This is a genomic window from Paenibacillus sp. F024 (genome assembly GCF_057814255.1).
Map to the genome: position 1 here is coordinate 1 of NZ_JBVASZ010000001.1, position 13228 is coordinate 13228.

15 protein-coding genes are annotated in these 13228 nt (G+C 46.3%); 2 read left to right on the top strand and 13 right to left on the bottom strand.

Translation table 11 applies throughout. The annotated features are described in order from the left end of the window. Positions 1-172: 172 nt before the first annotated feature. Positions 173-1156, bottom strand: coding sequence for an alpha/beta hydrolase (locus ACZYR9_RS00005; protein ID WP_488976400.1), 984 nt, complete (start codon positions 1154-1156; stop codon positions 173-175). Between the two features lie 247 nt (positions 1157-1403). Here ACZYR9_RS00005 and ACZYR9_RS00010 point away from each other — a divergent pair, with 247 nt between their 5' ends. Beyond that, positions 1404-2546 (top strand): GIY-YIG nuclease family protein, encoded by a 1143-nt coding sequence (locus ACZYR9_RS00010; protein ID WP_488976401.1) that lies wholly within the window; start codon positions 1404-1406, stop codon positions 2544-2546. A gap of 87 nt (positions 2547-2633) precedes the next feature. Here ACZYR9_RS00010 and ACZYR9_RS00015 read toward each other — a convergent pair whose 3' ends face one another. The 3 genes from ACZYR9_RS00015 to ACZYR9_RS00025 form a co-directional block, all read right to left on the bottom strand. Further along, positions 2634-3269 carry an FMN-dependent NADH-azoreductase gene (locus ACZYR9_RS00015; protein ID WP_488976402.1) on the bottom strand — a complete coding sequence of 212 codons (636 nt, stop codon included), beginning with the start codon at positions 3267-3269 and terminating at the stop codon, positions 2634-2636. Between the two features lie 54 nt (positions 3270-3323). Then, positions 3324-3494: a hypothetical protein gene (locus ACZYR9_RS00020; RefSeq protein ID WP_488976403.1), complete on the bottom strand. Its 171-nt coding sequence runs from the start codon at positions 3492-3494 to the stop codon at positions 3324-3326. A 191-nt stretch (positions 3495-3685) separates the two neighbouring features. After that, a complete protein-coding gene (locus ACZYR9_RS00025; protein WP_488976404.1) occupies positions 3686-4243 on the bottom strand; it encodes a nitroreductase family protein in 558 nt (185 codons plus the stop codon). Positions 4244-4458: 215 nt separating this feature from the next. On the opposite strand from ACZYR9_RS00025, the gene ACZYR9_RS00030 reads away from it, so the two are divergent. Further along, the gene (locus ACZYR9_RS00030; RefSeq protein WP_488976405.1) at positions 4459-4821 is read left to right on the top strand and encodes a DUF423 domain-containing protein; all 363 of its coding nucleotides are present in this window, start codon (positions 4459-4461) and stop codon (positions 4819-4821) included. 122 nt (positions 4822-4943) lie between these two features. Here ACZYR9_RS00030 and ACZYR9_RS00035 read toward each other — a convergent pair whose 3' ends face one another. From ACZYR9_RS00035 to ACZYR9_RS00075, 9 genes are all read right to left on the bottom strand, one after another. Beyond that, entirely contained in the window at positions 4944-5366 is a 423-nt protein-coding gene (locus ACZYR9_RS00035) for a cupredoxin domain-containing protein (RefSeq protein ID WP_488976406.1), read from the bottom strand. A gap of 378 nt (positions 5367-5744) precedes the next feature. Then, positions 5745-6023 carry a hypothetical protein gene (locus ACZYR9_RS00040; protein ID WP_488976407.1) on the bottom strand — a complete coding sequence of 93 codons (279 nt, stop codon included), beginning with the start codon at positions 6021-6023 and terminating at the stop codon, positions 5745-5747. A 297-nt stretch (positions 6024-6320) separates the two neighbouring features. Beyond that, positions 6321-6548: a hypothetical protein gene (locus tag ACZYR9_RS00045; RefSeq protein WP_488977109.1), complete on the bottom strand. Its 228-nt coding sequence runs from the start codon at positions 6546-6548 to the stop codon at positions 6321-6323. A gap of 56 nt (positions 6549-6604) precedes the next feature. Further along, on the bottom strand, positions 6605-7561 hold the full coding sequence (locus ACZYR9_RS00050) for a calcium/sodium antiporter (RefSeq protein WP_488977110.1): 957 nt from the start codon (positions 7559-7561) through the stop codon (positions 6605-6607). Between the two features lie 85 nt (positions 7562-7646). Further along, entirely contained in the window at positions 7647-8885 is a 1239-nt protein-coding gene (locus tag ACZYR9_RS00055; protein ID WP_488976408.1) for an MFS transporter, read from the bottom strand. Between the two features lie 174 nt (positions 8886-9059). Next, positions 9060-10337 (bottom strand): TRAP transporter large permease, encoded by a 1278-nt coding sequence (locus ACZYR9_RS00060; RefSeq protein WP_488977111.1) that lies wholly within the window; start codon positions 10335-10337, stop codon positions 9060-9062. Further along, positions 10334-10882: a TRAP transporter small permease gene (locus ACZYR9_RS00065; protein WP_488976409.1), complete on the bottom strand. Its 549-nt coding sequence runs from the start codon at positions 10880-10882 to the stop codon at positions 10334-10336. The genes ACZYR9_RS00060 and ACZYR9_RS00065 overlap by 4 nt, the downstream gene beginning before the upstream one ends. 65 nt (positions 10883-10947) lie before the next feature. Further along, complete coding sequence (locus ACZYR9_RS00070) at positions 10948-11979, bottom strand: TRAP transporter substrate-binding protein (RefSeq protein ID WP_488976410.1); 1032 nt, start codon at positions 11977-11979, stop codon at positions 10948-10950. 227 nt (positions 11980-12206) lie between these two features. After that, a complete protein-coding gene (locus ACZYR9_RS00075; RefSeq protein ID WP_488976411.1) occupies positions 12207-13214 on the bottom strand; it encodes a Gfo/Idh/MocA family protein in 1008 nt (335 codons plus the stop codon). Between the last annotated feature and the right edge of the window lie 14 nt (positions 13215-13228).

Below are 13228 nucleotides of genomic sequence, written 5' to 3' on the forward strand. Positions count from 1 at the left end.
TCATAGGCAAAAGGAGCGGTCAAGCGCTCTTCTTGACGGCTTCTTTTGCCTATGAGATTCTCCAAGCAAGCGGAAGGGTTATGACTCTCGTTAATAGCCATCCACCCACCCAGTAGCGCGAAGAGCCAAATTCATTTTATTATAAACACTGGAGATGTCTAGTAAATTTATTTCACTTGGATGTGGATATCCTTTCCTTTGACGGAAATGAAGCTCTTCCAGGCGCGTTCACACGATGATCGAGCCATTGCAGTAAATCCGCGATGACTTCCTCGCGATTCGTTTCGTTCAGCATTTCATGCCTGCCGCCGGAGTAGAGCTTGTAACTCACATCGAGCAAGCCCTGTCTTTGAAGCTCGCGTACAAGCCATAAGAATGATTTGCCCATACCGCCTACCGGATCCTTATCTCCGGCAAACAAGTAAACCGGAAGCGTTTTCGAAATGCGCTGCAGTTGATCGGAACGATGAGAGGCCAGTAACCCTTTGGTCATATACATCATGAATTCGTTTGTGATTCCTGCATGGCATAGAGGATCTTTAGCGTAGGCGTCAACCTCCGCTTCGTCCCGGCTTAACCAGTCGTATTTGGTGCGGTTCGGGCGAAAATACAAGCTGTAATGCCCCGTCATGAGCCAGTTCAATAATCGGTTGCAGTGCTTCTCTCCTTGGATAACCGAGAACAGTCTGGCAAGTGCGAAGCCAAGGCTGTGTAAAAAGGTTTGCCGTCCTTTCGTCCCGGATAATATCATACCGTCCGCTTTGTCCGGATATCGCTCCACGTATAATAATGTCAAAAAGGAGCCCATGCTATGCCCCAGCATGAAAACGGGGAGGTCAGGGTAATCGGAGCGGATCCGATCCGTCAGCTGGGCCAGCGCCTCCGCCATTCTGTCGAAGCCGTCCCGGCCAATATGTGAAATCCGTTCAGGCGTCCCTGCGGTCAAACCGTGCCCGCGATGATCGTTCGCATATACTACATACCCCGATTGCGTCAGCTTCACCGCAAGACGTTCGTATCGCTGCGCCCTTTCCGCCATACCATGGGCAACTTGCAGAACGCCCTTCACCGGCGTCCCCTTTTCCGGCTGCCAACGGTGTACTGTAATCGTCACGTCTTCCGCATCGTTGAACGTGAAGATGTCACTGATCATCATGACGCCTCCTCTTCTTGTTAATATCTTATAATTTGTATCTATTTTATAACAATCATTTTCACGTTTATAAAGGTTTTTTAAATTATTTTTTTGCCTCTAGCCATGTGAGCTGTTCGCAAAACCGCCAATTTTTTTTGACGCAAATACTGGAAGTTACAATGGACTGCTGGTAAAATAAAAAGAACTCGAACATATATTCTCCATCCCGATACAACCGTCACTCCTATTACGAGAGGAGAACCGATCGATGCCGTCCTTCAGCTTCCAGCCAGAAAATTATCCGGATCGACCCGGCTGCTACATCATGAAGGGTGAGACCGGGCGAATTCTATACGTTGGAAAGTCCAAAAAACTCCGCACGCGCCTCCGCTCATACTTCCGGACACCGCATCAGAGCAAGCGAATTCAGCAGCTAGTGGAGGAAATTGCGGAAATCGAGATTATCCTTGTGAATAACGAACCTGAGAGCCTCATTCTTGAAAACAACCTGATCAAAATCCATAAGCCGCCCTTCAACCGAGCGTTAAAGAAAGATAACAGCGGCTATGCCTACCTTAAGCTGACAAAGGAGTCACTGCCCCGGCTCGATGTCTTCTATCGGGACCGTAAGCTCAAAACTTCCCGAATGCGGAAAGCCCACGATGCGAAGCCGTCTGTTCCAGGCATGGACGAAGTCCGGTTCGGCCCTTACTACAGCTCACGTTTTCGCAATGCGGTAATGGAATTCATCACCGACCACTACAAGCTTCGCACCTGCACTTCACTTCCGAAGAGAGCCTGTCTGCTCTACCATATCGGCAAGTGCAGCGGCGTTTGTGAGGGCTATATCACCCAGGCTGATTATTTGAACGACGTTAATAAGGCAGCCGATCTACTGAAGAATCAAGGTGAGAAGCTGCTGAAGGCGATGCACAATCAAATGGAGGCATACGCGGAGCGTTTAGAATTCGAGAAGGCAGATAACATGCTGCGCCACATTCGCATCCTTGAACGCCGGGAGGCAAAGCAAGTCGTTGACCGGGAGGTCACATTCGATCAAGATGTACTGTATATCGGTGATAAGCATGTACTGGTAGCCAAGGTACAGGAGGGGATGCTGCGGGACTTCTCCATGCATATTCTTGACATGAAAGCTGGACTTACCGCAGGCGATCTTTTCATAGTAAACCATTACCGAAATGAACGTCCCGATGAGATTATCGTCAACCGAATTCAAGATTTACAGTCGGTACGGCGTGCTCTTCGCAGACCCGACACACCACCGGTGCGCATTACGATTCCCAAACGGGGGCATAAGCAAGATCTGCTTCTGCTCTGCCGTGATAATCATATGTACCGTACGCTCCATGGCAGCAAAGTGACCTCCGTCGCAGCGGCTCCCCCTTCGTAATCTTTTCTTTCCACACGAACATAGGGTCCAGTTGAGCATATTTGATAAAAAATCCCGCTATAATCAGCGGGACTGCTTCGTTTTTTATTAGAAAGCTTTTGCTGCCTCTTTGGCTTGTGCAATGGCTTTTTCTTTAATCGATTGTGCTTTATCAGGCATCGCGGCCATACCTTCGACAAAGATTCCTTCAAAAGAGGGAACACCGTGAAATTGCATTATTTTTTGAAGGTAACTGTGACCACTTTCAAACCCTGCGGCAGGCCCCTCTGAATAAATACCGCCCCGGGCTTGAATATGGAATGCTTTTTTGTTCGTCAGCAAGCCGACCGGTCCATTTTCGGTGTACTTGAACGTTTTCCCTGCTATACATATTGCATCAATGTATGCTTTCATAACGGGCGGAAAAGAGAAGTTCCACATGGGAGATACATATACATATTTATCCGCAGCCACGTATTGCTCTACGATCTCATTAAGACGGGATACTTTCGTTTTCTCCGCTTCGGAAAGCTGATCAAACGAAGTTCCTCCGCGAAGTTTCCCCCATCCACTGAAGACATCTGCGTCAATATGAGGAATATTCAATTTGTATAAATCCAAATAGATAACCTCATCCGTCGGGTTTGCTTCCCGGTAAGCTTCAATAAATTCTTTCCCAACAGCCATACTATATGAGGTTTGATGGTCACTAGGATGTGCCGTTATATACAGAACAGTTGCCATCGCTCTTTAACATCCTTTCTTTAGTATACTCCATATTTTTGACGCTTTGGCTCATCACTCTCCGTTTGCTCTGAAAGGATTCGCATGTATGAAACGGCGCCACTCTTCCTTTTGAATAGATTGGACATTGGGGTTCGCTTCCACAACTTCCGTAATTTCTTTAGCAAACTCTACGTTTACGGAACCGTCAAAATAATGGAGAAACTCGGCTTCTCGTCTGGACATATTTTCACCTCAGTACCTTTTAGAATGGGCAACCATATTATGTACAAATTTACTTTTGACAATGCATTCGCTTATTTTATAGGATGTTGCTCAAAAACAAGAAGCACAACCGAAGGTCGGTTGTGCTTCCATCTTTTCAGCTGTTTCATAATGCATGATCAATAAACACTTCCATCAATGCGCCAATAAGTTCACAGCCATGTGGATTTGTGCTCGATTCCGGTTCGCTTGGTTTCCGGACTGTCTGCCGAAGGGTAGCCTACAAATACAGACCCGACAATTTTCCGGTTCTCTGGTGATCCAATCAGCTTATGCAGCCGGTCGTCTCTGGTAAGACCGATTCCTCTAGTCCGCCATACCAGTCCCAAACCAAGCTCCTGTGCGGTAAGCCACATGGAATGAATGGCGCAAGCAACAGCATATTCGTTATCCTCCGAGGATGCCTCATCACCCGGAATGACATCCGATGTAGCTACAATGACAAGCGGTGTCGATTCCAGTACAGCAATCGATTCCTTGACCAAATGAGGCTTCGTCGGAAACCGTTCTTCCAGAAATTCCCGAGCAATTTGCTCGTATCTCGTCTTGGCTTCCCCGCGGATTACATAAAAATGCCATGGCTCGCGCAAACGATCATTGGGTGCCCAAATAGCCGCTTCGAGCAGCCTATTGATTTTCTCGGTTTCTACTTCTTTGGGCTCATAGCTTCTTACCGCTCTGCGGTTTTTCAATATATTCAATAAGGACATGTTTCATTTCTCCTTCTTAAAAATGCTCCGAATTATGAAGTTGTATGATGTATAACCTACCATTATTTTCTGGGCACTTTCTTCATCTTAGTTGCGAATTTTGCAATTGTCAACGGATGGCGAGTGTTGGTTTTCCAAACTCATCAAACCGATCTAAGTGGCCATTTGACGAAATAGCTTCACATTCGGTAGTATCTTTTAAGGAGGCGTTGTTCATGAAGACATTAGTAGTGCTAGGAAGCTTAAATATGTTTATCGCAGTGGCTTTGGGTGCTTTTGGGGCGCATGCTTTAAAGAAAAAGCTATCCGAAGACATGATGAAGGTGTATCAGACGGGAATCCAATATCATATCGCGCATGCGCTTGGACTACTCCTTCTTGGACTGATCGCAGGCAGCGCAGAGAATTCTTCTCTTGTCATGTTGGCCGGCTGGACCTTGTTCGCCGGGATCATTCTGTTCTCGGGAAGCCTGTATGCTCTAAGTTTATCCGGCGTTAGAAAGCTGGGTGCCATAACACCGCTTGGCGGTCTTGCCTTCTTGGCGGGCTGGATTATTCTTATCATTGCCGTGGTATAAAAACATGCTGCAAAATTATAAGCCTAAATCCCCCCCCCAGGTTTCCCCTGGGGTTATTTAGGCTAGGAATCATTCCGCCAAAATACAAAAAAGCCTCTAAAATGAGGCTCTTCCTGAAAACCTTACTCTACAATGATTTTTCCCTTCATGTCTGTATGACCCGTACCACACATCACTGAACAGATATAATCAAAAGAACCGGTATGATCCGCAACAAATTCGACGCTGCCCGGCTTATTTAAAGCCACTTTAAATTCCGGTATGGCAACACCATGCATTCCTTCGACGTTTTGGAAATTAAGCTTCACTTTTTCGCCTTTTTTAACATGAATTTCTTTTTGGTCAAATTCAAAGTTTTTGGCCTTAAGCGTGATTTCTTTGCTACCGCCAGTGGACTGCGAGGTGCTGGATGACTGACTGTCGGTTTGCTGTTGACTCGAGCTGGAAGAACTGCTTTGTGCCGCAGGAGCCGAGTTGCCTCCGCAAGCGGTTAGTGCGGCTGTAATACCAACGAGTAATACCATGCCTGTCAAAAACTTTTTCATAGGGTTAGCCTCCAATGATGAAATAGAAATGAATTGTAAGTCATTTTGAATTCTACGCCTGTGTACAACAAAAATCTGTGAAAATAATTTGAACGTTTCTCGTGTAAAAAGAACAATAGGAAAATAAAGTAAGATTCACTACGGTTCTACTTTAAACGTTTCATTCGATAAAACTTATTTTTTGACCAAAAACACTTAAATTCCACCCATTTTATGATCGTTTCACGCGTAAATTTTTGGTTGTATTTACCTCTGGATTTGTCTTCAAAAATGGCCGGATTTTCTTTTTTTTATTAAATAAAACAGCCCACATGGGAATGCAGGCTGTTGGGATTCGTCAATCTATGATATAGCCTTACTGGGAGTTACCCAAAGGCTTCATTCCAGCTTCTTAAAAGCCTCTATAAAATAAGCGGGATCGGCTTTCACCATATAAGAATAAACGCCACGCTTGGTATGTAAATATAGCATCCCGCCTTCGCCGCCCAATTTTCGGTACGACATGTCAAATACTTCGTCAATGGGAAATTCCCGAAACCGCGTCACAATTTTGTCTTCGTACAAATACATCCATCGCTCCTGCACCTGCGTTATTTGTTCTGTGCCGATTACCTGTCTTTGAACCTTATAATAGAGCTGTTTAGCGATCCAATTCATCATTTCCCCCCTATTACAAATCAATCATTGGCAGTGATCATAAATTGTTCGTATCTTAAGTTTAACACGATCGCTCCATTTTCTAAACAAAGAAACTGCACCGCAGTCGAATGATTGCAGTGCAGTTCTCTTTTTATATCCACCTACTTCTTAAAAGGTCCAATTGCTTTCTTTTGTCAAGGAACTGCTCACAGCCTGTCTACCTCCGAATGCCCATAGATGCGATACCCCGAAGAGTTGATTCTTGCCGCCAAATCATAAAAAACGAGAGCACGCAATGCACTCTCGTTTTGCCGTTTAGCCAATAAGCTCCTTTAATTTTACATTTCTTTCATCCTGCTCCTCTTTAGACGCAAGATCATATTTTTTCAATAGGTGAAATAGCTCATTTAGTATTTGTTGCGAATGCTCGTTCTGTAAAAACCGGTGTAAATCCGCGCTTATGTCCTCAGGTAACCATTCTTTTTGACTTTCAAGCTTTTGAACCACATCTTCATGAGAATGATCGATACTGCAATTCCCCATTGTCATCACCTCTCCTATTCTTTAACAGCTTATGCAACGATTTTTGGGAGCCTGCTTTAATTCCTTATTATAATGTAAATTAAATAAACGATATAAGCTGACGCGAGTACAATTCCCTCTAGCTTCCCGATCCTGAAATGGGTTCTGGAGAATATGAACAGGATTACTGTCAAAATGAGCATCAGGACTACGTCGATCATGACTTTGTCATTGACTGCCAACGGTGAAATGACGGAGGAAGCGCCTAATACAAATAAAATATTAAATATATTGCTTCCAACGATATTTCCAAGTGCGATTTCGCTTTGCTTTTTTATAGCCGCTGTAATCGATGTGACCAATTCAGGCAGCGAAGTACCGACGGCAACAATCGTTAATCCGACAAGGGTTTCACTCATGCCGAGCGCAAAAGCAATTTCGGTGCTGTTTCTTACGACCAGGTCTCCGCCAAAAATGATAGCGGCAAGACCGATCAAGGTAAAAATAACAGGTTTGCCCCATTTTACATTGTTGTCAGCTGCCGGTTTATCGGCGGGGGTACTTCGGGTATTTCTTGCGACCTCAAAGATGTAATATATAAAAATAGCAAAAAACAATAAAAAAATCAAGCCGTCACTGCGGGTGATCAGATTGGGGCTGTGTCCCTGCAGGACTGTATCGCTCATTAATATCCATAATGCCGTACTGGCTAACAGCGTAAAAGGGATCTCTTTGCTAATGGTTTCATTTTCCACTTTCAAAGGATATAAGAATGCCGTTAGTCCGACGACAAAAGTAATATTAAAAATATTACTGCCGATGACATTCCCCAAAGCTACATCCGCATTCCCTTCCATGGCTGCAATAATGCTAACTGTGGCCTCAGGTGAGCTTGTCCCAAACGCAACAATCGTCAGCCCGATCAGGATCGACGGAACTCGCAGCAGATTCGCGATTTTTGATGCTCCGTCTACAAATAAGTCTGCCCCTTTGATTAACAATCCGAAACCGATGAGTAATAAAATATAAGTCAGCCTGCATCTTCCTCTCTGTACTCAACCTATTTGAAAGCGTATTATTAGTTTATACGATTTGAATCCTTTCTTGTAGTCCCTAGTTTCATACGGCCCTGTGATCACCGGTAGTCTGATCCGGATCGATGCCTTTGGTTTCTTTGCCAAAGAAAAGAACAGCACATGCACCGATAACAATCGAAACGAAGAACACCATAAATATGGCGTTTAGCGGAAGCTTGTTGGCCACAAGCATACCCACCAGGTATGGGCCGATAATGCCTCCGATCCGTCCGAAGGAAGAGGCAAGTCCAACGCCGGTAGCGCGCACCGAGGTCGGATACAGCTCCGGCGTATAGGCATAGAGTCCTCCCCATGCCCCCAAATTAAAAAAAGAGAGACAAATTCCTGCTGTAATCAGCATGCCTTCATCCGTGGCGTTTCCGAACCATGCCGCGCTGGCTGCCGTCAGCAGCAAATACGTAACAAGCACGAACTTGCGGCCGAATTTTTCAATAAAGTAAGCGGCGGTAAAGTAGCCTGGCAGCTGAGCGAGTGTCATAATCAAGACGTATTGAAAGCTTTTTACCAGGTCGAAGCCTTTCATAACCATCACGGTAGGAAGCCACAGGAACATACCGTAGTAGGAAAAAACCACGGTGAACCATACGATCCAGAGGGTTAGCGTAGACCTGCGATATTGGGGAGACCACACAGCGGCCGCCCGTTGCGCAAACGACAGACTTAGGCTTCGCTGTCCGCTAAACCGCGGAGAATCCTGAATAGCTCGTCTTAGATACAGCGCGTAAAAAGCCGGTAACGCCCCGATGATAAAGGCTGCCCTCCATCCGTATGTCGGGATGACAAAATAGGCGATCAGCGCCGCGACGATCCAGCCGCCCGCCCAAAAGCTTTCGAGAAGCACAACCGCCCGCCCCCTCTCTTGGACCGGAACGGACTCTGAAACGAGTGTAGAGGCGACCGGAAGCTCACCCCCGAGACCGAATCCGGTTACAAAACGCAGTACACATAATACAGCAAAGCTGGTGGCCAGTGCGGACAATCCGCTGGCGGCAGAGAAGATCAACAGCGTCCATATCAGAATGGACCGCCTTCCAAACCGATCCGCAAGAGAACCTGCGACTGCCGCCCCTACAGCCATGCCAATCGAATTCAGTGCCGTCAGCAGACCTACCTGCTGTGGGCCAAGATGCCATTCGACAGCCAAAGCAGCGACAATAAATGAGATAATACCTACGTCCATTGCATCGAACAACCAGCTTAGACCGGCGCTCATCAGCAATTTTCGTTGTTTGGGTTCACGCAGCAAGACGGAGTTTCTCATGTTCAAAATTCCTTTTCTCTTTGTTTAATTAAGCATCTACGCCATCCATCCTTGTATTATTTCCATAGATTCGGTCTTCAAACACAGCTGCTTTTCTACCATAATTTATACCCTTAAAGCCTACAGCGTCAATCATACATTTATATAAAAAAAAGCCTGCATAGGCAAGCTTCTTCAGGTAAACCATTGCAAAGGAACAAGAACAAGCGAAGGGAACAAAATCAGCAGAATCAGTACGATGACTTCAACAAGAAGAAACGGCCATACGCCTTTCATGATATCTTCCATGCTGATCTTGCTTACTCCTGCCATGACATTTAATACCGTACCGACAGGCGGCGTCAATAACCCGATGGCGTTATTGATAATGAATAAAACGCCGAAATAAACCGGATCTATACCTGCCTGTTGAATTACGGGCAATAATACAGGCGTGAGTATGAGAATCGTTGGTGTCATATCCATTGCCGTTCCGACAATAATCACCAAAATATTTATCATCACCAGCAGCAGAAGCGGCTTATCCAGGAATGGCTCCAAAAGCCGGATGACTTCGGCTGGCAGGTTTGCCATTGTCATCAGCCATGACGAAACCAGGGCCGCGCACACCAGAAACATGACTACACTTGTAGTCTTTGCTGACCGGTACAGTACTAGGTATAAATCCTTTATTTTCAGCCCGCGATAAATGATAATACCAACAAATAAGGCATAGACGGCAGCTACCACAGCCGCTTCCGTCGGAGTGAAAACACCTCCTCTAAGACCGCCGATAATAATCACCGGTAGGAAAAGCGCCCAAATCCCTTGTCTGAATTCTTGAAAAATCTCTTTGACCGTTTTACGCGGATAAACCTTTACTTTATCCCGACGTGCAATAATGGCCCATGTAATCGTAAGTCCGATACCCATAAGCAGGCCAGGCACAATGCCGGCGAAGAAAAGCTTCGTGATCGATACGCCGCCGATGACACCGAACATGATAAAACCGATACTCGGCGGAATGACGGGCGCAATAATGCCGGCTGATGCGATCAATCCGCTGGAGCGTTTGATATCATATCCATTCTTCACCATCATAGGGATCAGAATAGCTCCCAAAGCCGCCGTATCGGCGATAGCAGAGCCGGACAAGCTGGCAAACAGGATGCCGGCCATAATCGTTACATAACCGAGCCCTCCTCGGATGTGACCTACCAATGACAAAGCCATCGATACGATGCGCTGAGACAGACCGCCGGCATTCATCAGTTCTCCGGCCAGCATGAAAAAAGGAATCGCCATGAGCGGAAAATTATCTGCGCCGATGATCAAATTTTGCGCGATGATTTGACTATCAAAAATATCAAGGTAAAGCATCAGACCCACACCGCTGAGCAGAAGCGCAAAAGCAATCGGCATGCCAAGCGCCATCGTGCCAAGAAGTGAACCAATAAATACACCGATCATCAGAGTTTCACCTCGCCCTTTTGTTCTTCATGAAATTCCAGCCGTTCTTCGGTTTCTTTCACCATATTCAGCTCAGCTATTCTGATTTTGCCAAACCATAGCCGGTAAAGATTCATCAGCAGCATCAATAAAACCGCCGAGCTCATCAGTATCCCCGTAATATAGATGAAAGAGAGCGGAAGCCCTGTTGCGGGAGCTTTGCTATGTAGATTAATCACCGTCAGCTTCCAGCTTCCTTCCAGTATCAGAGCGCACGCCAACATCATTAATAAGCTGCTTAGCGTGTATGCCGTTTTTCTAATGGGGATAGGCAGCCGTTTGACCAGCGTATCCACACCCAGGTGTTCGTTGTCTTTAAATGCCACAATGGCCCCGATAAAGGTTAACCAGACGAATAAAAAACGCGACATTTCCTCTGATGAAATGATACCGGAGCTAAAAACGTACCGCAGAACAACATTTCCGAAGACCAATATGACCATGATGCAAAGTGACGCCACCATAATGATATTGAAAACATGTTCAAAGAACCTGTTGATTTTCCCCATAGTCGGTTCCCCGCTTTTTATAGAAATCTTCCCGACATACGGCCGGGAAGACTCTGTATTGTTTATTATTTTAGACCTTGCACTTTTTGTATCCAATCCTGCATAATCTTGCTATAGCCCGAATAGGCCGTTTGTGCCGCTTCAGCAAATGGCTTCGTATCAGGCTTGGTAAAGGTCACTCCTGCTTTGATCATATCCGCCTCGATGGTCTTCATGTTTTTCTCTACCGTATCGCTCTCAAATTGTTGAGCCTGCCGTGCCGCCTCCTGAATCGCTTTCTTCTCATCCTCGGTGAGGGAGGCGTAAATCTTGTCACTGATCACCAGATAAGCTACTTGATATTGATGCGCCGTAAGCGCCACATATTTTTGCACCTCTTGAAACTTATTGGAAAACATGGTCGGCAGAGGATTTTCTTGACCGTCAATGACCTTCGTATCTAATGCGGAATACACCTCGGAGAATGGCATCGCAACGGGGGCTGCTCCCATAGCTTTAAAGGCTTGAGGAGCCGTTGGAGTTTCAGGCACTCTGATTTTCAAGCCTTTCAGATCCTCTAAGCTGTTAATGGGTTTATTGCTTGATAAATGTCTTGGAGGTCTTTTGAAGTAGGTCAAAGGCCGAAAGCCCGCACTCGTCATTTTTTGATGTAATTCTTCTCCGGATGGGCTGGCCAAAAATTTATCGAGATGCGGTTGATCTCTAAACAGATAAGGTATTCCAAATAGGCCTATGTCCTCGACCCAGTATGAAACAGGCTCAAGCGTCACTGTTCCATGAATGGTCCCTGCCAAAATTCCTTCCAATGCCTGGCGTTGCGCTCCAAGGGTTCCGGAATCATGAACATTGATCGTAACGGAGCCCTTGGTCTTTTCATTGACCAATTCCGCAAATTTTCGGGTCGCTTGAGTCCAGCTGTCCGCCGGGGATTGATCCAGAGCAAAGGTGAGCCGCTTGGTTTTGACTTCTGTCGTTTTGGGTGCCTCGGTATTGCCATTATCTTTGGTTGCTTCACCCTGCGGCGTGTTTGTTCCGCAACCGGCCACCATAAGCATCAGAACCAATGAAATCAAAAGATTTCGTTTCATCATTTTCATTGTCCTTAAACCTCCTTTAAGTTATCATCAACGGTGATTTTACTACGACCTACTGTAAGCGGTTACATTTTATTGGCTCATCTGTACACCATTGTATTCACTATCACTATCCCCATACACCAAATAAGATGATGAAGGAGAACCTTCTCTTTAAGCGGGTGCAGGCCGGTTATCCGCCTGCACCCTTTTTATGGTCATTGCCGGTGATAGAGGCAGTTCTGTGACCTCTAATCCAGCAGGATTACTCTTTGTTCCTCCGCCGAGCGTTGGGCTGCCTCGATCAGCTTGAGCTGCAAAAGGATCTCTCTTCCCGAGGCGGTCGGTTCCCGGTCTTCCTGAATGGAATCCACAAATTCCTTCATTTGCACTGCAAAATTGTGAGGAAGCGGCTCACCGGTCATGATCAGCTCCCCATTGACATACAGGTCGGTTTCAGCCGTACCGATAAATCCGATATGATCTCCGGCTTGCGTAAAATAAATGGAGCCTTCCGAGCCGATTATCAGACCTTCATGCCTGGATTGCTTGTTATTGATCGACAGGAAATTCGTAGCATGCGTTCCATCGTCAAAGCCGATGACAAGGGTTACATCGTCATCTCCTTCGAAATCAGGGTTGCTTGAGGAACCTTGCGCAAATACGGAGATGGGACGCCTGTCATCCAACATCCATAAAGTAAAATCGATACTGTGGGAGCCGAGCATCGGATAAACCAATCCGCCCGTTGCCTTCTTCGACCGCCACCATACCGGAGCGGTGTTTACGTCGAAATAGCAGGCGAATGTGTACAGCATATTGGTAATCCTTCCAATCTGCTGCCGCCGCCTTCTGGCTTCCTGCAGGGCTAAGAAGAAGCGTCTGCTTTGCGCAACCATGAGCTTAACGCCATGCTTGTCAGCCGCCTCTACCATGGCTTTGCCGTCGGCTGCGGAATTGGCCATCACTTTCTCTACAAGCACATGCTTGCCTGCCTGTGAGGCTTCTATGGCGATGGATTTGTGCAAATGATGAGGCAGGCAGATGACGACGGCATCAATGTTCGGATCTTTAAACGCTTCCTCCGTCGAAGTGTAATAAGGTACGCCGAACTCCTCCGAATAGGATCTGGCCAAGTGCTCCTGCATATCCACGACGGCCGCCAGCTCGCATTGTTCAGGCCAGTATTTGATGGCGTCAATGTGCGTACGCGAAATTCTTCCTAAACCAAGCACCGCAATTCTTACTTTAGAAGACATAGCTGACCGCTCCT